12 protein-coding genes are annotated in these 24948 nt (G+C 34.9%); 9 read left to right on the plus strand and 3 right to left on the minus strand.

Annotated features, from left to right (window positions below):
* Nucleotides 1-169: 169 nt before the first annotated feature.
* Nucleotides 170-1522, minus strand: coding sequence for a PTS transporter subunit EIIC (locus STERM_RS04815; protein ID WP_012860440.1), 1353 nt, complete (start codon nt 1520-1522; stop codon nt 170-172).
* Nucleotides 1523-1806: 284 nt separating this feature from the next.
* Here STERM_RS04815 and STERM_RS04820 point away from each other — a divergent pair, with 284 nt between their 5' ends.
* The 7 genes from STERM_RS04820 (at nt 1807) to STERM_RS04850 (ending at nt 13501) form a co-directional block, all read left to right on the plus strand.
* Nucleotides 1807-3006 carry an enolase C-terminal domain-like protein gene (locus STERM_RS04820; protein WP_012860441.1) on the plus strand — a complete coding sequence of 400 codons (1200 nt, stop codon included), beginning with the start codon at nt 1807-1809 and terminating at the stop codon, nt 3004-3006.
* Between the two features lie 72 nt (nt 3007-3078).
* Nucleotides 3079-3792, plus strand: coding sequence for a GntR family transcriptional regulator (locus tag STERM_RS04825; protein ID WP_012860442.1), 714 nt, complete (start codon nt 3079-3081; stop codon nt 3790-3792).
* 302 nt (nt 3793-4094) lie between these two features.
* Nucleotides 4095-4340, plus strand: a complete 246-nt coding sequence (locus STERM_RS04830) for a putative hemolysin (RefSeq protein WP_012860443.1) — start codon at nt 4095-4097, stop codon at nt 4338-4340.
* Between the two features lie 333 nt (nt 4341-4673).
* Nucleotides 4674-4889 (plus strand): hypothetical protein, encoded by a 216-nt coding sequence (locus tag STERM_RS04835; RefSeq protein WP_012860444.1) that lies wholly within the window; start codon nt 4674-4676, stop codon nt 4887-4889.
* A gap of 151 nt (nt 4890-5040) precedes the next feature.
* Nucleotides 5041-5418, plus strand: coding sequence for a YbaN family protein (locus STERM_RS04840; protein WP_012860445.1), 378 nt, complete (start codon nt 5041-5043; stop codon nt 5416-5418).
* A gap of 576 nt (nt 5419-5994) precedes the next feature.
* The gene (locus STERM_RS04845; RefSeq protein WP_012860446.1) at nt 5995-6249 is read left to right on the plus strand and encodes a hypothetical protein; all 255 of its coding nucleotides are present in this window, start codon (nt 5995-5997) and stop codon (nt 6247-6249) included.
* Between the two features lie 322 nt (nt 6250-6571).
* Entirely contained in the window at nt 6572-13501 is a 6930-nt protein-coding gene (locus tag STERM_RS04850; RefSeq protein ID WP_012860447.1) for an autotransporter domain-containing protein, read from the plus strand.
* A gap of 191 nt (nt 13502-13692) precedes the next feature.
* On the opposite strand, the gene STERM_RS04855 is transcribed toward STERM_RS04850, so the two are convergent.
* A complete protein-coding gene (locus tag STERM_RS04855; protein WP_012860448.1) occupies nt 13693-14067 on the minus strand; it encodes a VOC family protein in 375 nt (124 codons plus the stop codon).
* Between the two features lie 200 nt (nt 14068-14267).
* On the opposite strand from STERM_RS04855, the gene mnmH reads away from it, so the two are divergent.
* On the plus strand, nt 14268-15296 hold the full coding sequence (gene mnmH, locus STERM_RS04860; protein WP_012860449.1) for a tRNA 2-selenouridine(34) synthase MnmH: 1029 nt from the start codon (nt 14268-14270) through the stop codon (nt 15294-15296).
* A 240-nt stretch (nt 15297-15536) separates the two neighbouring features.
* On the opposite strand, the gene STERM_RS04865 is transcribed toward mnmH, so the two are convergent.
* The gene (locus tag STERM_RS04865) at nt 15537-16454 is read right to left on the minus strand and encodes a hypothetical protein (protein ID WP_012860450.1); all 918 of its coding nucleotides are present in this window, start codon (nt 16452-16454) and stop codon (nt 15537-15539) included.
* Between the two features lie 1288 nt (nt 16455-17742).
* Here STERM_RS04865 and STERM_RS04870 point away from each other — a divergent pair.
* Nucleotides 17743-24756 (plus strand): autotransporter domain-containing protein, encoded by a 7014-nt coding sequence (locus tag STERM_RS04870; RefSeq protein WP_012860451.1) that lies wholly within the window; start codon nt 17743-17745, stop codon nt 24754-24756.
* Nucleotides 24757-24948: the final 192 nt, after the last annotated feature.

Genomic DNA, 24948 nt, shown 5'->3' on the forward strand with positions numbered 1-24948 from the left:
CATTACCCCCTTAATGAAAAAGCAGCTGCCTTGATCTGGATTGATTCAGGCGGCTTTTTTTTATGAACACGGAAATTAAAAAAAGAGAAAAACTAATATAATTCATATAAAAAAAGTATCGATGCAGTAAAATGCATCGATATATTTTTAAAAAAGTCAAAAAGCAGTTTTATTTTCCTTTTACTACGAATACATAAGAAAGTATACATGAAAGGATAATAGCAATAAGTATTCCTGCTACTGCAAAAGGAAAGTAAGGTCCTATATATGCAGGAAGACTGAATATGCTGGATAATATATATCCGTAAATACGCACTCCGAAAAATGCAATGAATGCAGATGCTGCCGAGCTTCCTATAGTAGCTGCCAGAAAAGCCTTTTTATATTTTGTAAGTACTCCGAATAAAGCCGGTTCTGTAATTCCGAGAAGTCCGGATATAGCAGAGGAAAGTATTACAGATTTTTCTTTTTTATCTTTCTCTTTAAAGTATACTGCAAGTGTAGCACCTGTAATAGCCATATTTGCCATAAACATCATAGGCATAAGCATATCATAGCCCTGTTCCTGAAAATTCTGCAGTGCAATAGGCGTCATGGCATGATGCATTCCGGTTAGTATAGCCACAGGACGGATTGCTCCTACGATCAGTCCGGCAAGAACAGGAGATATATTAAATAATGCCTGTATGATAACGGCAAGACCTTTTCCTAGATAAATACCCACAGGTCCTATGATACTTAATGTAAGAAAAGACATGATAAATAGAGTAACTGTAGGTGTAAAAACAGTTTTTAGAACTTCGGGCATGACTTTATCTACCATTTTATAAACATAACTCAAAACCCATACTGCAAATATAATGGGAATGACACTTCCGCTGTAATTAAACACAGGTATAGGGACAAAACCAAGGAAGCTGAACGAAGCAACAGCACCTTCCTTTGCCGCGGCAATCATATTAGGTGACATAATACATGCCGCAATTGCTGCTGCAAGATACTGGTTTGTCTTAAATATTTTTGCTGCAGATACTGCAAGGAAAAACGGAAGAAAAGTGAATACGCCGCTTGCTGCCATATCTATGATCTTTACTGTATCACTTTCATTGGAAATAATCTTTAAGGCAATAAATCCTGCAAGAAGCCCTTTTATCATCCCTGCTCCGGCAATAGCCGGAACAATAGGACCGAAAACACCCGATACTATGTCCATAAATATGGAAATTATCCCTTTTTTAGAATTTTTACTGTCATTCTGGGATTCTGTATTATTACTCAGCTCCATTTCTTTGGAAAATAAATCATAATAATCCTTTACATTTGTTCCGATAACTATCTGATACTGGTCGCTCTGAAGCTGTGAACCCATTATTCCGTCAAGTCTGTTTATATTTTCCTGATTTATTTTATTATTGTCTTTTAAGTCCAGTCTTAATCTGGTCATGCAGTGCCAGACATTATTAATATTTTCTTTTCCACCAACATTTTGGATAATTAATTTTACAACTTCTCTTTTATCCATTTTTCTCCTTCCAAAGTGTATATTATTTTAAAATTTTAGCAGCTACTAATTTTCTATACTAAATATACCATATCTTTCTGGAAAAGCAAACTTACCATTTTTTATATATTTTTTTAAATATGATAATAAAATAAAGGGTTTTGTTGATTTTTTATGATAAATTGGTATGTTATTTTCCTGTTATTGATGATTTTTTGAAACCAAATTGACAATGAAATTATTTAATGTTTTAATAACATCAGAAACAGTTAAAATATAAATCTTTTAGAAGAGAGGAAGAAATAATGACTCCTACAATAATAAAAAATATAGAATGTATTGTAACAAAGCCGGGGCGCCATAATCTTACAGTAGTAAAAGTGGAAACAGATAAAAATATTACAGGATACGGATGTGCAACTTTTCAGCAGAGACCTCTTGCAGTAAAAACAATGGTAGATGAATATATAAAGCCGCTGCTGACAGGAAGAGATGCTAATAATATAGAAGATATATGGCAGATGCTGATGGTAAATTCCTACTGGAGAAACGGTCCGGTAATAAATAATGCAATATCGGGAATAGATATGGCACTGTGGGATATAAAGGGGAAGCTGGCAGGAATGCCTTTATACCAGCTGTTCGGCGGTAAATCGAAAAATGCGGTTCCTGTTTATACTCATGCAGCCGGAGAAAATCTTAATGAATTATATGAGAAAATAGAATTTTTTTTAAATAAAGGTTATCGTTATATACGATGCCAGCTTGGGTTTTACGGAGGAAATTCAAAAGAGATACATATGACTGAAAATCCTGTCAAGGGGGCCTATTTTGATCAGGATGAGTACATAAAAACAACTTTATTTATGTTTAAATCTTTGCGTGAAAAATACGGGGACAGATTTCACATACTGCATGATGTCCATGAACGTCTGTTTCCAAATCAGGCTCTGCGTTTTGCAAAGGAAGCTGAGAAGTATAACCCGTACTTTATAGAGGATATACTTCCTCCGGATCAGAATGAGTGGCTTTCACAGATAAGAAGCCAGTCTTCGGTTCCGCTGGCAACAGGAGAGCTGTTTAATAATCCTATGGAATGGAAAAATATTATTATAAACAGACAAATAGATTTTTTACGCTGCCATGTATCGCAGATTGGCGGTATAACTCCTGCATTAAAGCTCGCAGCTTTATGCCAGACATTCGGGGTAAGAATGGCATGGCATACACCGCCTGATATAACTCCTGTCGGGTCGGCAGTTAATACACATCTGAATATATATCTTCATAATTCGGCAATTCAGGAATACGTGGAGGAACAGGAAGCTGTACTTACGGTTTTCACAGGAGCGGAAAAACCAAGAGACGGATATTTATATCCCGCAGAGAGAGCTGGTATAGGTGTAGAATTCCTCGAAGAGGAAGCAAAAAAATATCCTGTGGAATACAGACCGCATGAATGGACACAAAGCAGACTGCCGGACGGAGCTATTATGACTCCTTAATACTTTACTTTGGAAGAAGACTATTATATAATCTGATTAGTTAATATTGTCTGAAATGTGCGGAGGGTTCGTATGAAAAAAAAGGAATTTGTGGCACAGGATCTGCTGACTAAAATCTATCAGAATCTGTATAAAGATTATAAGCTTCCCACAGAAAGAGAGCTGGCATTAAAATATAATGTTTCCAGACACACGGTAAGAGAAGCACTGAAAAAACTGAATAATATCGGAATAATTGAAATAATTCAAGGATCAGGGATATTTATAAACCGTAAATTTCATCAGAGCCCCTTGATTTATAATTCGATAACCGAAAAAAAATATAATCAGATAAAATCAAAAATCATATATTTTGTCCCTAAAAAACCCGGGAAAGAAGAAAAACAGATTTTTGACCTGAAGGAAGATGAACTCTTATGGGAATTCCAGAGAGTAAGAATAGTAGATTATAAAATTACACAGATAGAAATATCAAAGCTTCCTGTTCATTTGTTCAGGGATCTGGAGAAGAAAAATATAGAAAGTTCCATACAGAAATATGTAAGGGACAAAAATCTGGAAATTTCCCATTATATAACTACTTATGAGGCAGTATCAATAAACAGGGAACAGGCAGAGCTTCTAAAATGTAAAAAAGGTACACCGGCTATGAAAATATTAAACAGGGGAATACTGGAAAACGGAATGGTATATGAATACAGTGAAATAATAGACATTGATTATTCCTGTACATATTTTATACCGTTTAATAAACAGAATCACAGTTTCAGACAGTTAGTGCCGTGAGCATCTTGCTTCTGAGAGCTGCGAATACACGGCTTATTTAATAGGGAATAAATCCGGATATACTGATGTAATAAAAAGCTGTCCTGAGAAATAGTTTCTTAATGAAATTATATTTCAGGATATTTTTATATTCTTTAATTCTTATATTAAAAATGAAATATTGTACTTTTGTCATAAAGAAACAGCAGAATTTATTTTACTTTTAGTTGATAAATGAATATGGTATAATTAGAGCAGTAAAAATGAAATATTATTATATAGCTATTATGAATTTTGATATGAGTAAAATGAGGAGGGAAATAATGAAAAAACTATCAGGACTATTGATATTGATCGGACTGACAGCATGCACTTCAGTAAAGAGCGGTACAGGCAGCGAGAATACCAAGATAGGAATGCCTAACCCGGCTTCTAAATATTGTGTGGAACAAGGCGGGAAATCTGAGATTAGAAAAGCAGAAAATGGAGGAAGCTACGGCGTATGCATATTTAAAGACGGAAGTGAAGAGGATGAATGGGAATATTTCAGAAAAAATAATGCAAAATAGTATGTAGCTTATCATTAAAGAGGACAAGAATCGACTAATGTTTTATCACCTGTTTTATTATAAAAAAATATTGATGGTTTCTACTATAGGACACGGTTTTAACTATAAATAATTATTTACTTTTTTTGCTTTTTAGGGTATAATATATGTTCTAAAATCAGAAAAATAAACAATAATTATGTGACTAAACAGATACAACATCTGTATATATTTCAAAATTGGTCTGGGCTTTACAGCTCTTTGATTTCGTGTTACAAATTGTCAACATACTGTTAATATTGAAATTCTATATTGGATAGGGATAAATAAACACTGGGAGATAAAAGGAGAAAAATGAAATTTTTAATGAAGTTTTTTCGCAAAATAACATGTTTTAAAAAACTGGATCATACAAAATTTACTTTGGAATCACAATATCTGGAGTATAAAGATTCAGATTACAAATATTATTATTTTAAAGATATAAGGACTAACCGTTATGTAAAGGTACTAAAGGAAGAAAATGACGAAAAGCTGGATATTTACACAAATTGGCTGAATAATAAGTAAATATGTTATTTTGTACTAAAGAAATCAGGGAGCAGAAGACCCTGATTTTTATTTTCTCTGCATTTTTTAAAATAAAAATTTACTTTGATAGACAAAGTATGGTAAAATTGAAAAGAAATAATTATAGTAATATAGATATATGGAGGTCATTTTGAAAAAGTTATTTAAAGGAATTTATATTATTTTGGGAATAATATTTTTAGGTGTCGGTATTATAGGAATAGTACTTCCTGTATTGCCAACCACACCGTTTGTACTTCTTGCTTCTTTTTGTCTTGCCAAAGGCTCTGACAGAATAAATAATCGTTTTAAAAAAACCAAAATATACAGAGAGTATATACTGAATTTCAAAGAAAACGGACTTACAAAAAAGCAAAAGATAAGAATAGTGCTTACAGCGGATCTGATGCTGCTGGCAAGCGGGTATTTTGTCAATAATTTTCATGTACGGATTTTTTTGTTCTGTCTTGCATTAATAAAAACAGCAGTTATTTTCAGAATAAAAACAAATGCCGGAGAGCCTGCATAAAAAAGTAGATATTTCGAATAAACCAGAGAAAATAAAAGTTTCTGTCCAAAGCTTTTATTTTTTTATGTAACAAAATAATATTCTAAAGAACTGAAAATTAAAATTAGTTTTTATCCCAGAAAATATAAAGAAATAATAAGAAAATAGTATTTTTAACCAAAAGCAGCTGCAGAATAAAATTGACAAGGATAATAATTTTTAGTAAAATACAGGTAGATAGTAATCCTAAAATCTTTTCGATAATCACAATCTAATTTCCAAAAATTCGATTTTTTATTCTTATTATTAAAATATTTAAAAAAACAAACTTGCTGTTTTACAATGTAAAATAGGTTTTTATAATGCTTTTCAAAAACTCTGTTCCGATTCATTTATATTTTCTGTTCTTATCTGTTCCAAAAAAATCCATAACTTATTCAGTCTATAATTTTTTAGTTTATATAAATTTTATAGTGTAAGGGTGTTTATATTAAAACATGAAAGGAGGGATACTGTTTATCTGTCGGCTTTTGTAATGCTTTTTGATTTTATTTGAAATAAATTCTGCAGTTTTAAACACAGGAACAGGAGGAAATTATGAGAAAAGCAGTATTGATATTTCTGGTATTATGTACAATATTTGTAGTATACGGAAAAACAGATGAAGATATGAGACTTCTGGAAGAAAGCATAACTAAAGATTATGATCAGGACGGTAAATATTCGGCCTATGAAAAAGCTTTAAGAAGGGCACAAGAAAGTATTTATGTAGCACTGCCCGAAAAAAAGGTTATTGGTATACAATGCTGGAAAAAATCAAAATTGAAGAAGCGGAACTATATACTGATGTAGAAGCGAGAATGAAGAAAAAATAAAACAGGAGGATAAAAATGAAAAAAATATTGCCTGTATTTTTGTTTTTTATCAGCTGCAGCAGTATCCAGTGCTGTAAAAACATATGAATACAAAAGAGAATTAAGAGAAGGGGCAAGAGGGAAATGGGTAAATCTGAGAAAACATTTAAGTAGCGGGGAAGGGCTCGAAAAAGAGCTGATAAAAGTAGACCGCCAAATAGATAAGAAGGTGAATGAAATTCAGGAAATAGAAGAATTATTATTTAAAATAGAAAAATATAAGATTGAAAATAATATCAGATGATTTCAAAGGAGGAGAAATGAAAAAATATAAAAAGTTTATAGTAGGATTTTTAGCATTGAATTCTATGATAACATCCTATAGTGAAACTTTGGGAGTTCAATCTTCGGGAAAATATGACAGAATATACGAAAATATAATAAAAAATATAAACAGAGGCAGACCAAGCGATACTTCATATAAATTAATAGAACAAATGCTGAAAAAGAAAAATAAAGAATTAAAAGATTTATATAATCAGGGCGATTATATTGTAAAGCCTGAATATCTGGAATGGCAGATATTTTTCAGCGGATTTTATGCAGAAAGGGATAAGGGGGATAATACTGAGGAAAATGCTGAAAGACATTCAGATCCTACATATGGGACAACAGGGTTTTATGACGAAGACGGCAGATATATAATAACAGGAACAAATAAAGCAGCTTACGGAAAAGAATACAGAGATCCTCAGGCACCAAGAACCGTTAATCTGGGAGTAAGCATTCCTATAAAAGGGCTTTCCAGAGGAGAGGTACACCTTGATTTGCCGTCGGGAAGTCCTGTAGAGATAAATCCGAGAAATTATGATGTATCTCCTCCTTCCGGGCTGGTAATTCCTGAAATTAATGTGTTCAGATTTGAAATAAATATTCCTTCAGTAGTCCTGCCTGTTATAACTACTCCGGGTTCATTTACCGTATCTGTTCCTGATACCGGTAATGGAGATGATACTGGAAGTTATCTTGGAGTAGCAAATTCATATACTGCTAAAATAGCTCAGTTTAATCTTACATCAGGACTTTTGGAAGGAACATGGAGCAGTACTTCCAGTCTGTCTGCTTACAGAGCAGTAAATTTAAACGGGAAAAGCGATTACGGCGGAACTACAATGGGAAGCAGAGCAGATATTACAAATTATACTTATTCTTCAAACAGCGGTGACGGAGCCGTGGCACTGTATAAAGTAGGGGGAGCTGAAAAAATAACACTGGGGACACAGGGAGATCCAAATGCTTTTATAATGAGAATAATAAGTAATGTGGGTGATTCATATCCGGCTGCCAGTACACTTCCGCATTTGATACAATATGATCCTCACGGAAGCCGAGGGACTTATAACAGATATCTTACGAATTATTACGGAACAGGAATTACGCCTTCAGGAATATTTGATTATTATGCAGAGCTTAATAACTACGGAAGACTGGAGGGAATAGGTGATTCATTTCTAATGATAGGTCTTCAGGAGCATACGGGAAATTTCAGCCCCACTGTAAAAAATTACGGAACAATAATAGGGATCGCAGATGATCAGTATACTCAGGGCGGAAGAAGACATGTAGCTTTTTCATTTATGGCACCGCAGCAGCATGGAACACAAGGCAGAAGATTTGAATTTTATAATATGACCGGTGGAAAAATTGAACTGCAGGCAAGAGAAAGTATTGCATTTAATTTTGGTGCTTCTCCCGGACTTGCTACCAGACCGCATTTTTTGATATATAATGACGGAGATGTTGTTCTTTACGGGAATAACAGCGTGGGAGTGAAAACAGCAAATAATAATCTTGATCTCCCATATTCAAAACTGGTATTTAATAAACCTATAAGAATAAACGGAGATCAGAGTATAGGAGTAGAACTGGTAAAAACTATGGATGACGGATATGGAAATGTAGAAGCCGGGAAATATGATCCTATGGAAGCTGTGATCAAAGTCATAATAGGTGACGAGCCGAACAGTAACACCGGAGATTCTAAAGGAGATAAGTCAAAAGTAGAAGAATCAATAGGTTTATATATAAATAAATCAACTATTGATTACAGGCTCGGAACCTTTGATTTTCAGTTTGGGGAATATGCCAAAAGAAGTACTTTGATTAATATTTCCAGCGGAAAGTTATTTCTGGATGATAATAAAGTAAGTGAAATATTCATAAATAAGGGGATAGATAATTTTGGTATTATTGCAACAGGATCAGCCTCCGAATTAACATTAAAACCAAATATTAAAATAGGAACTGCGGCGGATAATGTAAACGGAACAATAGCATTATACGGGACAAACGGAGCAAAAATTCATCTTCATTCCGGAAATAATATCGAAACAAACGGACTAAATTCTCACGGAATAATACTAACCAATTCGAATACAGTTCTGGATGATACATCATCCGGCGGTTCAAACCATTCTTTTACAGCGACGGGTAATGAAAGTACAGTAATATATACAGAAAACGGAGCTTCAGTAAATCTAGCCAATTCATCAAATATAGATGTAAAAGCAACAGGAGAAAAATCAATAGGGGTATATACAAAAGGAGGAACAGTAACACTGGGAACAGCAGGTACAGGTACGGGAACATATGAAATAGGGAAAAACGGAGTTCTCTTTTATAGTGACGGTACCGGAAACGGAAGAATAAATATTTCGGGAACTGACTTTACTGTGGGAGAAGGTTCATTATTTGTAAGAATAAATACGCCGTCGTTAATTGCAGGTAATCAGCAGATAAATTTTACGCATAATACAGGAAATACAAATCTGAATCTGCTGTCAGGAGGTATAGGATTCGTCTATACCGGAGACGGAATTAATCCGGTAGGGCTTTCAGATATTCAGAATTATTTTTCAAATAATTTTACCGGAATCAGCAATATGAATGTAACAGTTAATAAAGGAGCAAGACTTTTTGTAATAGAAAAGTATGCATCTATGAATCTTTCGGATATTATAGCAATCAGTTCCCCGACAGGCTTATTTAATGATGTGCGGAATAACGGCGGAAGTAAAGCATTTATGGTAAGGGGTAATCTGGTTCTTGATCCTGCAGGGGGTGTAATTAACCTTGATGATATAAATGAAGATTATAATAACATAGAAAGAGCACTAACGGGAATAACGGTGCCTTCGGGGGTGACTGTAACAGGAAGCGGCGACAGACAGACTGCATTGGTAGATGATAATTCATATGACAGTACATTATATGTAAAAATGGAGAATAACGGAACTATAAATCTTACAGGAAATAATTCAACAGCAATATATGTCAATAACGGACAGATTGATAATAAGGGAACGGTCAGCTCTATAGGTAACGGAGGAATAGGGTTGTTTGGAGAAAATGGTACAGTGATTAAAAATACAAATTTAATAACCATAGCCGATAACGGAGTAGGAATATACGGGATATCATATCAGGATCCTGCTTCAGTGCCTGTATACGGCGGAGGGAAAATCAATATTACCAATACAGGAATAATTCAATCAAATACGGGACAGCACGCTATAGGAATATATGCCGAAAATAACAGGACAGGCGGAGGAATTGCGGATTCACATATAGATTTGTCAAATGGAAAAATAAATCTTCAGAATTCAGAAGGAGCAATAGGCTTATATGTGGATAAAGGAACAGTCACAGACTCAGGCTCTGAGATAACTGTGGGAAAAAACGGCATAGGAATATATGCAAAAGACAGCGATATAACATTAACAGGGACAACAGTAAATTTATTTGGTGATAATGCTTTGGGGCTGTATGCTGACGGAAATACCAATCTTATTGGGAATGGCCAGATAAACATATCAGGAAAAAATGTTGTGTTATTTAATATGGTTTCAAGCGGTTCAATAACTAATAATTTTGTGGTAAATAATGTAGCACCCGGTTCTTCATATACTTTGGGAAATATATCCGGAACGAGCTTTGAATATGCGGGAAGCAGTCACCTGTCATCAGATGGAACGCTGATTAGCGGAAAAGATTCCACAATATTATTAAATGCTCTTTCATCAGTAAATGCTAATTCGGGAGAAATAAATATTGCTGCTCTTATAGCAGACGGGCAGTATACAGGAATTACTCCTTCAGGATTCACTCCGGGAATAGAGGGGGAAAACAGAGGAACAATCATAATGGGGAATTTATCCGCGGGATTAATAGGGAAAAATAATGCAAGATTAAAAAATGACGGTTTCATAACTGTAGGAAATAATTCGGCAGGTATGACATCTTTTGGAGGAGGTGCCCTTTTATTAAATACAAAATCTATAATAATAGGGAGTGATTCACACGGGATGTATCTGCAGAATGGTACTGATATAACCAATGATACGGGGGGAATAATAACAAGTGCCGGTAATAATTCGGTGGGGATATATGCTGATGCTATAACAGGGACTATTACAAACAAAGGGATAATAAGGTTAACCGGTGATAAAGAAATAGGAATTTATGCAACAGGAGCAAGCAATAAAATAATTAACAATGACGGTTTAATAGAAATAGGCGACTCAATTGACATAAATGTCCCGAATATAGGAATCTACAGCGAAACTGCCGGAGATACATTTACCAACAACGGAACTGTAACTTCCGGAAAAAATTCAATAGGAATGTACAATTACGGGGATACGGTAATACAAAACGGAATATTGAATGTGGGAGATACGGGGGTGGGAGCATATATAACAAATGGTAATATAACTAATACAACTGCAGCACAGTTCAATTTTATGAGCATAAATGCTATAGGAGTATATGCTTTAAACAGTCAGGTTTCCAACAGTGCCTTGATGAATATAGGCAACAGTAATTACGGATTTATATTAATGGACAGCAGCTTTATAAATATGGCACCTAATATTAATCTGGGAACAGATTCGGTGTTTGTTTACAGATCAGGGGCAGGAAATATAGTAAATAATGCAGGTACTGCCATAGCAATGAGCGGATCAGACAACATTGCTTATTATACGATAAACGGCGGAAGTATAACAAATGACGGGGATATTATCGGAACAGCCGGAAAAAATAATGTAGGTATTTATAATGTCGGAGGCGGAATTCTAAATAACGGTATAGTGGCGATAGGTGATTCAGATATAGCATATAAAAAAGACAGCCTGGGAAACTATATATATGATGTTAACGGAAACAGAATACTAGATGCGGAGAACAGTAAATATGCAGTTGGACTTTACGGGGAAGGTTCTGCTATATCAAACAGTGCATCAGGAAATATTACAGTAGGTGAGGGTTCGATAGGAATAGCCACAAAGGGCGGAAGCGGAATCAATGATGGAGTAATAACAGGAACGGGTGAAAGTACAAGAGGTATGTATACTGAGAAAGGAACAGTAATAAATAATAATATCATAAATATAACAGGGGATAATGCAATCGGAATGGCAGGAAACGGAGCAGGATCAGTAGTTATAAACAATGGTACGGTTACAGTTACCGGAAAAAATGTAATAGGATTATACGGGAATCTCGCAACAACAGTAATAAACTCTGGAACAGTAATAGCAAATGGCGAAGGTGCAGCGGGAATAGTACTTTCACAAGGTTCGAAGCTGGATAATACAGCAAGCGGGACTATGATAATTAATAGTGTAAGAACTGAGAATTACGGGACAAGTGCCGGTGAAATATATGAAACTCCTACAATAATAAATTCAGGAGTAATAAAAATATCAGAAAAATTTGAGACAGACGGAATAAATGTAGTAATAAAGGTAGATCCTGAAAGTGTAAGAAAGCCCACACCGGAAGAGATAGCAGCCGGCGGATATGATCCGTCAGATTCAGGAGCGGACTATCTTATATCAAATGCAGTGAGTATAGAGGCGCCTTCATTTACTATAACAGATCCGCTGCAGATAAGCGGAAATTTCACAGAAGGAACAAATGTAAAAAAATATAAACTTGAAGATATAATAAAATCAGCTTCGGGGCACGGAGTAAATGAAGGAATGGTTCCTGTAGTGAGCAGATCACTGACCTGGCGGGCAACTCCGATAGTAAATGAAGCAGGACATGTGGATATCTGGATGGAGAAAATAGACTACAATGAATTTACCGGAGGCTTGTGGTATGAGGAATTCGGTGCCGCTTTGGAAGATAAATACTATAATGCTGCAGGAGATGCACTTACTATTTATGATAAAATAGATGTCATAGAAAAAGAATCTGATTTTAGACATGTAATGGCAAGTCTTGCAGGAAATATATATTCCAATATAAACCAGCGTGAGGAAGATATGGCAAGAACTTTTGAAAATGCATTGGATGTAATCATAAATTCAAAAAATAATACAAAAGAAAATATAAAAATAAATATAATAGCTGGAAAAGGTAAGACTAAGGATGATACAGACGGTATAACAGATTATGATTACACAACAACCGGAATACTCGCACTCAGAGAGGTGGAAAGAACCCACAGACATACATTCGGTTACTCGCTCGGATATCTTCATACAGGATTTGAATTTAAGGATGGAAATGAGAGTGAGGAGCTGGTGGATACAATACAGCTGGGAGTACATAATAAATATACAGTAAACGGATGGAAGCTAAGAAACGATTTGACAGGAAGAGTAAGTTTTCATAATATAGACAGAAATATAGACTGGCCGAACAGACCGTTTGGGACAGAAAGGGAAGAAATGAACGGAAATTATGAAACTTACAGCTTCACATCTGATAATATACTGGGAAAAGAATTTAGTATTGGGAAACAAGTAAGTGTAATGCCTTACGGGGCATTCAGAGCTATGTATGTGACAAGACCGACATTTAGCGAGAGCGGTACGGAAAGACTCCAGGTAGAGGGAAATGATGCTTGGAGCGCAAAGCCGAGAGCGGGATTGGAGGTGAAAGGAGAGATGCCGCTGAGTAACAAAACAGCATGGAAACTAACTGGAAAACTTGACTTTGCTTATGAATATGAACTCGCTGACTTAAATGAGCGGGAAAGAGCAAAACTCATAGCAGTGGAAGACAGTTACCATAAATTATCAAAACCAGAGGAAGAAAAAGGTATGTTCAGAGCAAAAGCTTTATTTGGCATAGAGGTGGAGGATAGATACGGTTTATTCCTTACAGGGGAATATATGACGGGAAATGATGATCAAGATGATTACAGAGCAGGAGTAACACTAAAAGCAGTATTTTAATATTTTACTGTCATAAAAATTTGAAATTTAGATAAGGAATAGTGGTATGTTCATATTTAAAAAGTAAAATTAATATTTTAGGAAACAAATATAAGAAGAAACTGCCGGAATACCAAAGGAAAATGAGAATATTCAGGCAGTTTCTTTTATTTTGTAAAATAAGGCTGATGTGTAAATTTTACTGATAATAATTATCCGACAAAGAGGCACCATCTGACACCGAATTTATCAATAAGGTCCGCTAAATGTGTAGTGTAATCACAAGGGCCTAATGGAAAAAGAATTTTAGCATTATCAGTAAGAATATCATAGGCTTTTTTTAATAAATCTGTTTCTTCCTTGGAAAACTGCAGACAAAACTGCATTGTATTTCCTGTTATGCTGTCAGCGTCATCTGTTCTTTCTGCTACAGATATTATCTGACCGTAAACATTCAGCTCTGAATGATAAAAAGTCCCGTCCTCATGCACTACATTATATCCGAGAGTCGTGTTAAATGCTTTTTGATATAATTCGACAGCTTCTGCACTACCTTTAACATAAACCTGCATTAGTGTTCTTTCCATAACTATAACCTCCTTTAAGATATAGGCTCATTATAACACAGGTTATGCAATTTTTCTGTAATAATTTCAGAATAAAGCTGTGGCAATTGGAGAAAAAATTTACAGGAGAAAACAAACAGTTATAAATTACAGGAAATATTAAACAGAAAATGATAAAATTATGATATAATAAATATAAAAGCCGGAAAAGGAGAATAGGAATGGTAACAGCTCAAAGCTACGAAAAATTGTCTGAAAGTAAAGGGAAAATAATATTTATAGATGTAAGAACACCAAAAGAATATGAGGAGGCACGTATACCCGGCGCGGTTAATATTCCGGTCTTTAGCAACAGTGAACGTGAAATAATAGGAACAATATATAAGCAGGAAGGAAAACGGAATGCTATAAAGGAAGCACTGAAAATAGTCGGACCGAAGGTACTGGAGCTGTATATGCAGTTCGAAGAATATCATAAGGGAAAGAACAGAATGGTAGTTTATTGTGCAAGAGGAGGAATGAGATCTTCTACAGTTACGGCTCTTATGAAAGAGCTTTCACTGCCGCTGGTAAAACTGGAAGGCGGCTATAAGGGCTACAGACAGTATATAAATGAAAAACTGCCTTTGCTTGTGAAAAAATTTCAGTTTATAACATTATACGGTAAAACAGGGTCGGGAAAAACAGATATTTTGAAAAGATTGAAAAATGACGGATATGATATATTAGATCTTGAAGCATGTGCTAATAACAGAGGTTCTCTTTTGGGGGATATTGGTCTGGGCGGCAGATACAGTCAGAAATACTTCGAATCACTGGTTTTTGAAAGCCTTGTGAATGCTAAAAACGATATTCTGATAACTGAAGGCGAGAGCAGAAGAATAGGCAATATAGTCATGCCGACTTATTTATATGAAGTACTGATAAATTCCAGAAAACTGTATATAGAAACCAGTCTTGAGAGAAGAACAGAGATAATAAGAAAAGAATATCTCAAGGACGGGGTGGAACAGGAAGAGATAATAAAATCCATAGAACGTCTGAAAAAATATATAAATGAAAAACAGGTTCAGGAGTTTATAAACGGTGTTAAAAATGAAGATTACGATAATGTTATAAAGGATCTGATGATAAAATATTATGACAAGGTATACAGCAGTAAGGGCAAGACTTACGAGAGAGTTTTTAATAATGATAATGAAGACAGATGTGTAAAAGAGTTAACAGATTATATTTTTTCAGAAAAATAGCCGATTATCACAGAAAATATCAAAAATTTTCATATTATATCTATAAAAGATTATGATATTTTGATAATAAAAAAGCTTCGGAACTTTAAACAGTTCTGAATTTTTTTATATAAAAATCAGGCTTAAACAGCCTGATAGAGAATCAAAGTTTTTAATACAATTATGATATTATACTTGTATTAAGGATTTTCTTAATATTTTATATTTAAAACTTTTATTCTAAAAAATTGATTTTTGTACTTATTTTTCGTTTAAAACTTCTTTCCATACATCAGATATTTTAGTTGTCTGAAAATAATAGAATATAGAGGACGGATTTGGAAGAGATTCATTTTTTGCTATCTCTGTCTGTGTCAGTTTCCTACCGTATTTTTTATATTTATTATAAAGCATTAATTTTATTCCCTGCTTGCTGTATTTGGGCGTGATCTCCCTTTTTATTTCAAAACCGGCAATTTTTCTTAAGTAATTCAGACTTGTAAATCTGCTTGCCAATACTGATTTTGAATATGGAAAATCATATTCCTTGAGATCTCTTGATGTTGCACCATATTTTTCTTTCCCGATCTTTATGGATATCCTTCTGTACAGCTCTATCAGTTCTTCATTTGTATGAGTTACGCTGGTAATGATATGATTTGGTTCTTCACCCATATACCTAAGAAACATATTCCAGCTTTTAAAGTATTTTCTGATAGTCCCGGCACTAATGCCGGTTTCTTTTTTCAAGAGCTCGAAAGTTATTTTATTGTGCTTCTTTTTTACTTTATTATATTGGAGTGCTATACTTTCTGCAGTATATGAATATTTTTTTATTTTTATTCCGAATATTTTTTCCATTTCCTCTATAGTCCATAATTTTTTTATATATTTATAGCTTGGAAGATCAGCTATTTTATCAATATCTGAAATTCTTTTTATTTCTCCGGAATTTATTTTTTCTTTTATGGCAGCTAATAATTTCAGCTTATTATATTCTATACCGGAGGAGAGTCCTATTTCCTTCTTAGCATTGTTCCAGGTTCCAAAATATCTTTTCACTGTAGTAGAGCAGCAGACGTTTTTGTTTTCATTAAAACTTTTCATGGTTATAGTTTTCTTTTCACTGTAATGTAATCTCATTTGCTTTGTTATTTCTTCTTTGCTGTATAATTTCATTATATATCACCCCGGATTTTATGAACAGTAACAGAAAGGACATACTTTTCAAATGATACTTTCCTTTTTTGTACTTTTTTATTAATAATCCCTCTTAAGTGCTGTCTCTAGTAAGGTAGACAAATGTTAATTTTAAAAAGAAAAAAGAATTACAGCGGATTTTTAAATGTGATAAAATAAAGAATAAGATCTAAAGGTCTTTTTTTCATTTATTTACTCCTTTCTTATTATAATTTAACAATATTCGCATTTTATAAATAATACGAACATTTTTTTTGTGTTTTTAACTTTAAAATTATGGTCTGACATTTTTTAAATTTTTATTTTTTAAAAATTAAAATTGACTTTATTAAGCAGTTTTAGTAAAATAATTATATATTTATATTACGTATTATTTATAGAATGCGAACTTCATAATATAATCATAAATTTAGGACTGATATAAAAAAACAGAAATTTTATAGTGATAGCAGACAAATAAATTCTGATATGAATTCTTAAACCGTTCTTCCGTGCTTAATTCATTTCCCGAAATATTCTATAGTTTATATAATTTTTGAGATACATTGTTAAAATGTAAATAAATTTTATTGTTAATACAATTGTAAATCTAACAGGAGTAAAGAAATATAATTAATAAAATATAAAATAAAAATAATAATTCAAATAACAGATTTTTACAGAGAAAAATTATTGAAAAAGACAAAGGTAATGAAACTGGCAGATCAGGTACATTTCTCATCTTTAATATTTAAAATAAGTAAAAATATATTAATTTAAAAAGCATTATATATGTTAGACAAAAATAAGAATTATGATATAATTATATTGAAAAGTTTAAATTTTGTTATTAATACTATTATTTTAGAGATAAATTATAAAAATTAGTCAAAAATAAAGGTCTGACAATTTCTGTGAAATGTGTTTTTTTATAATTAGAATTGACTTCAAATGCTATTTTTAGTAGAATAGAAATAGCATACAAGAAATTTTTTTCACATAATTAAAAATGAATATTCGTTCTAAAAAGAAGAGATTTTATGAAGTTATTTTGTTTGAAAAAATATTTTAAAATTGGAAATTTTACAAAATTAAAATTATAATATTGTTATAAAAATAATAAAAAATGAATTTAATATTATAAATTTAATTTGCAATAAAGTTTTTGAAATTTTTAAATAATATCTGAAATAAGGAGGTGAAAATTAAATATAGAAAATGAAAGATTTATTGTTCAGGACAAAGCAATGCAAAATTGAAGCTAATGTAAAATAAACAAGGAGGAGCAATGAGAAAAAATAAAAAATTATTGGTATCATTTCTAGCGTTGAATTCAGTATTATCAATGTATAATACTGCGGCACCGGTAACTGTAAAGTATAACAGAATGTACAATAATATGGTAAAAAATATAAATCAGGGAAAGTCTAATGAAAAAAATTATGAAACAATACAGAAAATACTTAATCAAAAAAATAAGGAATTAAAAGATCTGTATTTGCAGGGAGAATATATAGTAAAACCTGAATATCTGGAATGGCAGGTATTTTTTACTGGATTTTATGACGAGTACGGAAAAGGTGTGGATAACAGTGCGGAAAATGCGGAGTATCATTCAAAGGTAACTGGATATTATGATGCCGGCGGAAATTATGTGGTAACAAGCGGGAGCATAAAAGGTCTCGCAGGAAAGGGATACAGAGCACTTCAGCAGCCTAAGGATATAAATCTGGGAGTAAGCATTCCGCTGAAAGGACTTTCTAGAGAGCCGCTGAACTTATCGTTAACACCTGCGGGGGAAATAAATATAAATCCGGGTTCACAGAATGTAACACCTCCGGTATTTTCCATCAATCCTACAGTTACTACTAATACTTTTAATATAGATATACCAAATATTACTGTTAATTCACCAACTGTTCCGACACCGTTTTCGGTAAAGCCGCCGGGAACAGGAAACGGAGACGAGACATATACAGCATTAAGACCAACAGATGTCGGGACTACTTATCGAGGCTATACAGCCATGATATCACAGTATAATCTTACAACCGGAAATATGACAGCACATTTTTCAGGAAGCGGATATACTGGATTAGGGAGCTGTACTTCCGGCGGATGCCTGACCAGCTATGATGTGGAAAATCTGAATGGAGCTATAGACTGGAGAGTAGGCAGCGGTGCAAATTACGGAGCGACGGATCCTGTTATAAATGATCTTACTGTAAGCTCGGCTCCGGGAGTAGGAAAAGCTGTTTATGACAGTCTGACAGCTTTATATAAAATAACAGCGGCCGAAAAAATAATATTGGGAATACCTAATAATCCTGTGGGAGGGACAGCAGATAATCTGGTAATGACACTGGATTCCAAAGCTACGGGAAATGATATGCCGCATTTAATTCAATTCGATCCCCATACCAATACTAACAGAAAATATACCGCATATATACAGGATCACTATGGAAATGCCACTGGAAGAACAAATACTTCGGATCAGGAATCTGATACTGATAAAAGAGTTCAGTATTACTATAATGTTCTGGAAAATCACGGACTGCTTCAGCTAAAAGGAAGCAACGGTCTTTTGATAGGTCTGCAGTCTCATAACGGAGTTGTAAGTGCTGTTTATGAGAATTACGGTGAGATGATAGGTCTTAATGAGGGAACTAATCCTACCAATCATGTGGCTCATGCTTTTATCGCTGCACAAAATAACAGCTATAATCACAGAAGATTTGAATTCTATAATAAACCCGGAGGATTGGTGGAGCTTCGTGCAAAAAGCAGTATCGCATATTATTATGGAGATCCGAATAATTATATAAGTAATAAAGCTCCTCATTATAATATTTTTAATGAAGGGCGTATAGTTTTGTACGGAAGTGAAAATATAGGGATTTCTACAAATGGTGCTTCACGAGATCCGGAAGGGTCAAAAATAGTACTTTATACTCCTATAGAAATAAACGGGGATAACAGTATCGGGGTAGAAATATCAAAATTAATGGATGACGGTTACGAAACACCTGTTGCTGAAAACCCAAGCGGAGGAGCAAATACTTATGATGCACGTCCTTCTGCAATAAGAGTCATTATAGGTAAGGAAGAAAACAAATATGCAGGAAACAGTACAGGGCTCAATTCAGCGGGAAATCCTTTTGAAGCAGGATATGTGGAAGATTCCGTGGGATTATATATTGATAAAGCAGGGCTTACATACAGACTAAAGGATTTTGGATTTGAATTCGGAGATTATGCAAGATACGGGAAATTAGTATATTTAAAAGCAGGAACTCTGTATCTCGACAACAGAGAAACTACAGATATAAACATAACTGCCGGAAAAGACAACTATGTATTTATAAGTGATTCATCAAGTTCGGATCTGACAGTAAATCCTAATCTGAATATAGGAACTGAAGCAAAGCCTGTTAACGGAACCATAGGAATTCTGGGTATAAATAACGGAAAGATACATTTCGGAGCTTCAAACAGTATAAAGACATACGGGGAGAACAGTCATGCAGTGATAATACAGGGCGGATCTGTTCTGAATAATGCTGCGGCAGGATTAAATCACAGCTTTGAGGTAAACGGAAAAGGAAGTATAGCCTTATATGTAAATCAGGGAACAGCTGATTTCAGCAATTCTCCTGAGATAAATGTGAAAGCAGTCGGGGAAAAAGCAGTCGGGGTATATAATTCTTCGGGAGTAGTAAAACTAGGAGCTTCCGGGACAGGAACAGGGATTTATACGGCAGACGGGCTGAACAGCGTGTTATTTTATAATAAAACTACAAATGCAGCAAATTCAATAGAAACTTCCGGTTCAATTTTTACGGTGAAAAACGGAGGATTGTTTTCATATATAGAAAACAAATTATCTGCACCGCAGATAAAATTTACGAATACCGGCGGAACAACACTTAATTTATCTGACGGAGCCAGAGGATTTATATATACCGGAAATAATACATCGGTAGCAGCTGCAGATATTCAGAATTACTTTAATGATAATTACAGCGGTCACGGTAATATGACAGTAAATCTAAGCTCAAATGCAAGTTTATTTGTAATACAGGAATTTGGTTCAATAAGCCTTGATGATGTCAATACTGTGGCAGCAGGAACGGGAATATTTAATCAGATAAATAATACAGGCGGGAAAAATGCTTTTTTAACTAAAGGAACACTGGTATTAAATCCGGCTTCCAATCTTGTGGATCTGGACAGTCCGTCGGAATTATACCTGAATATAGATAAGGCATTACTGGGAATAACAGTAAATTCCGGTGTGGCTGTCAAAGGAACACAGGATGGTCAGGCAGCCTTAGCTGATGATAATTCATATGACGCAGTTCTGCACGTAAAAATGGAAAATAACGGAACTATTGATCTGCAGGGAAAATCATCAATAGGAATATATACAAATAACGGGAAAATAACTAATAATAATATAATAAATGTTTCAGGAGATAGCTCTCTCGGAATATTCAGTGAAAATGGAACGGTAACATCAAATACCGGGACAATAAACATAGGAAACGGCAGTGTGGGAATATACGGAATATCACATCAAAATCCTGCAAGTGTTCCTGCACACGGCGGAGGACTTATAGATATAGCAAATACCGGAGTAATAAGAGCATCAGCCGGAACAGGGGCAATAGGAATATATGCTGATAATAACAGAACAGGCGGTATAGCTTCTGATGCAGATATAGATCTTTCGACAGGGACGATAGATGTAAAGAATTCTGAAAATGCTGTAGGAGTATATGTAAATAAAGGAACAATAGTAGATTCTGGATCAAGGATAACAGTAGGTAAAAACAGTGTTGCATTATATGCAAAAGATAGTGATGTTTCACTTAACGGAATAATAATTGACTTAAACGGTGATAATGCTCTCGGAATATTTTTGGACGGGACATCATCTCTGGCTACTACAGGAACGAATATCATAAATATAGACGGCCGGGATATAATTTTATTTAATATGAATTCAAGCGGGGCAGTCAGTAATAACTTTACTGTAGGAAGTATTGCGCCGGGGTCAACATATACTCTGGGGAATATAACAGGCGGAGTATTCAAATATACAGGAAACAGTGAACTTGCTTCAAACGGAACACTTGTAACGGGAAAAGAGTCAGCGGTATATCTGGACGGGTCAACTGTTACTTCGGCAGCAGGCTCTGTAAATGTAGCTGCAATAGCACTGAATGATCAATATTCAGGTTTGCTGCCTTTACCGGCAGGAATGACAGCCGGAATTGACGGTGAAAATAACGGAACTATTATTTTAGGCGACGGTTCAGCGGGAATTTACGGAAAGAACGGTTCTCGGATAAGCAACAAGGGTGCGATAACTGTAGGCAGTTCATCGGCCGGATTAATGACGTCAGGATCAGGATCAAAGGTTCTGAACAGCGGAATGATAACTGTGGGAACAGGTTCACAGGGAATTTATCTTAAAGACGGAATAAGTGCAGAGAATCTGGGAGCTGGAAATATATCAGGTACCGGAGCAGGAACAATAGGAATATATGCAGACAGTAATATTTCAACAATGCAGATAAGCAATGACGGTATTATTAATCTAAGCGGGGATAAATCTGTAGGAATATATACAACAGGGACAAACAGCTACTTAATAGACAACAATTCAACGGGAATAATAAGTATAGGTAATTCTACGAATACATCGGATCCCGGAATAGGAATTTACGGATCAACAGCTGGAAGTATAATAACAAATCACGGTACTGTAAGTTCGGGCGAAAATTCTATAGGTGCATACAGCAGCAGCGGTACAGTGGATAATAACGGTATATTCAATGTCGGTAATTCAGGAGTGGGAATATATTCATCAAATGGAATTGTGAATCTCAATACAGGTTCTGCAATAAATATGGGGACAAATGGAGCAGTGGCTGTGTATGGAGTTAATTCCGCAGTAACTAATTCATCTGATCTGAATATAGGAGATAAGAATTACGGATTTATTCTGAAGGGCGGTTCATTAACAACAGGAGCCGGTACAAACAGTATCTTGGGAAATGACTCGGTTTACATGTACAGTACAGAAGCTGTAACAGTGATTAATAACGGAAATGTTGCCATGACCGGCTCTGATAATATAGGATTCTATATGGCCAAGGATCCTGTAAGCAAAACAGGCGGAGGAACTATTGTCAACAGTCCTGGAAGTGTAATAGCAGGTACAGCAGGGGATAACAACATAGGAATCTATAACTACGGCGGAATAGTGGACAACTACGGTATGGTCATGGTAGGCGGCTCAGAGCTGAAGCTGATAGACGGAACTTCGGATATAGATGTGAAGAGCAGTAAATATTCAGTAGGAATATACGGTGAAGATGCTGCTGTTACAAACTACGGAAGCGGACTGATAACAGCAGGCTACGGCGGATTTGGTATAGTAGCCAAAGGCGGAACTGCAAGCAATTTCGGAATTATAATAACAAACGGGGATCACTCTACTGGAATGTATACAGAGGATGGAATAATAACAAATGAAGCAGCAGGAGTAATAGATGTAACAGGTAAGAATGCAATAGGAATGGCAGGAAAAGGAGAAGGCTCGCAGCTGATAAACCATGGAACTATTAATATTGACGGTGACGGTGCAATAGGAATGTATGGTAATGTGGGGACTGTAATTTTCAACAGTCCAACGGGAATCATAAATGTAACTGGAAATGGACAGGCTTTTGTATCGGCTGATCCTGCAAATTCGTCACATAATATAGAGAACGGATCGGCATTTATAAATGGTGCGATAACAGCTAATGTAATAGAATCAATAGGAAGTTCACACACACTTCCGACGCTGATAAATGCAGGGATAATAAAGTCAAGCGGAATACTGGCATTAGACGGAATGCAGGTAATGATAAAACCTGATCCTACAACAAAACAGCCGTCATCAGATCCGGATTATGACTTTGAATTATCAGGAACGTCGATAATAGCAGATCAGGTAACTGCCTCAAAACCTATAGTGATTCTTCCCGGATTTTCTGACGGGTTGATTGCCAATGTAATAAAGCTGGAAGGTCTGATACAGGCAACATCAGGGCAGTATGACTTTATAAGCGGATCGCTTCTGTGGGAAGCTACGCCTAAAGCAACAGGCTCAGGCTCTGATGTATATATGTCAAGAAAAGCATTTACAGAATTTACAGACGGACTCTGGTTTGAAGATTTTGGAACAGCACTGGAAAATAATTATATGACGGCATCAGGCGATGGAATAACAATATACAATAAGACAGGCTATATAACGAATGAAACAGATTTCAGACATATAATGGCAAGTCTTGCAGGAAATGTATATGCTAATATAAATCAGAGAGAAAATGATATAGCGAGAACATTTGAAGATTCAATGCATTTACTGCAAAATTCAGTAAATAACACAAAAGAAAATGTGAAAATAAGTGTAATAGCAGGAAAAGGAAAAAATAAAGAAGAAACTGACGGGGTAGTGAGCTATGACTATGCTACAACGGGAGTACTAGCACTAAGGGAAGTGGAAAGAACATACAGACATACTTTTGGATATTCAGTGGGATACTTGCATACAGGATTTGAATTTAATGACGGGAACAGCAGTGAAGAATGGGTAGATACAATCCAGCTCGGAGTACATAATAAGTATAAGTCGGGTGGCTGGGAAGTAAGAAATGACCTTACGGGAAGAGTGAGCTTTCATAATGTGGACAGAAATATAGACTGGCCGTCACCGCTTGTAAGATCGGAAATGAATGGGACATATGAAACATATAGTCTAACAAGTGATAATATTCTCGGGAAAGAATTCGGACTTGGTAAGAAAGCAAGTATAATGCCGTATGGGGCATTCAGGGCAATGTATGTGACAAGACCGGCATTCGATGAAAGCGGGCTGGAGGCACTTGAGGTGGAAGGAAACGATGCATGGAGTGCTAAGCCGAGAGCAGGTGTGGAACTAAAAGGATCTGTACCGCTCGGGGCAAAGTCGGCATGGAAGCTGAAAGGAACACTGGATCTTGCTTATGAATATGAACTGGCAGATCTGAATGAAAGAGAAAAAGCAAGATTAACAGCAATAGAAGACGGATATCATGAGCTGTCGAAACCGCAGGAGGAAAAAGGAGCATTCAGAACAAGAGCAGAAATAGGTGTGGAAGTAGAAGACAGATACGGAGTGTTTATTACAGGTGAATATTTGTCAGGGAATGATAAAGAAGATGATTACAGAGCAGGAGTAACACTTAAAGCAGTATTCTAGACTAAGAAAATAAAAAGGCAGGCATTTTGGAAAATCCAAAACTGCCTTTTTTATAATTTGGGAAAAAATATAATATTCCTGATGAAAATAATTAGAACGAATATTATTAATGTAAATATTTTGTAATATGATATTTTGTAACATATTTTTTTAATCAAATATTTTATATAGTTATTTAAAATAACTGCATAT

Origin of the sequence: Sebaldella termitidis ATCC 33386 (assembly GCF_000024405.1) — a bacterium.
Taxonomy (GTDB): Bacteria; Fusobacteriota; Fusobacteriia; order Fusobacteriales; family Leptotrichiaceae; genus Sebaldella; species Sebaldella termitidis.

Coding starts and splice junctions, on each gene's coding strand:
- STERM_RS04815 (WP_012860440.1), bottom strand. CDS start 1,522: ATGGATAAAAGAGAAGTTGTAAAATTAATTATCCAAAATGTTGGTGGA.
- STERM_RS04820 (WP_012860441.1), top strand. CDS start 1,807: ATGACTCCTACAATAATAAAAAATATAGAATGTATTGTAACAAAGCCG.
- STERM_RS04825 (WP_012860442.1), top strand. CDS start 3,079: ATGAAAAAAAAGGAATTTGTGGCACAGGATCTGCTGACTAAAATCTAT.
- STERM_RS04830 (WP_012860443.1), top strand. CDS start 4,095: ATGAAAAAACTATCAGGACTATTGATATTGATCGGACTGACAGCATGC.
- STERM_RS04835 (WP_012860444.1), top strand. CDS start 4,674: ATGAAATTTTTAATGAAGTTTTTTCGCAAAATAACATGTTTTAAAAAA.
- STERM_RS04845 (WP_012860446.1), top strand. CDS start 5,995: ATGAGAAAAGCAGTATTGATATTTCTGGTATTATGTACAATATTTGTA.
- STERM_RS04850 (WP_012860447.1), top strand. CDS start 6,572: ATGAAAAAATATAAAAAGTTTATAGTAGGATTTTTAGCATTGAATTCT.
- STERM_RS04855 (WP_012860448.1), bottom strand. CDS start 14,067: ATGGAAAGAACACTAATGCAGGTTTATGTTAAAGGTAGTGCAGAAGCT.
- mnmH (WP_012860449.1), top strand. CDS start 14,268: ATGGTAACAGCTCAAAGCTACGAAAAATTGTCTGAAAGTAAAGGGAAA.
- STERM_RS04865 (WP_012860450.1), bottom strand. CDS start 16,454: ATGAAATTATACAGCAAAGAAGAAATAACAAAGCAAATGAGATTACAT.
- STERM_RS04870 (WP_012860451.1), top strand. CDS start 17,743: ATGAGAAAAAATAAAAAATTATTGGTATCATTTCTAGCGTTGAATTCA.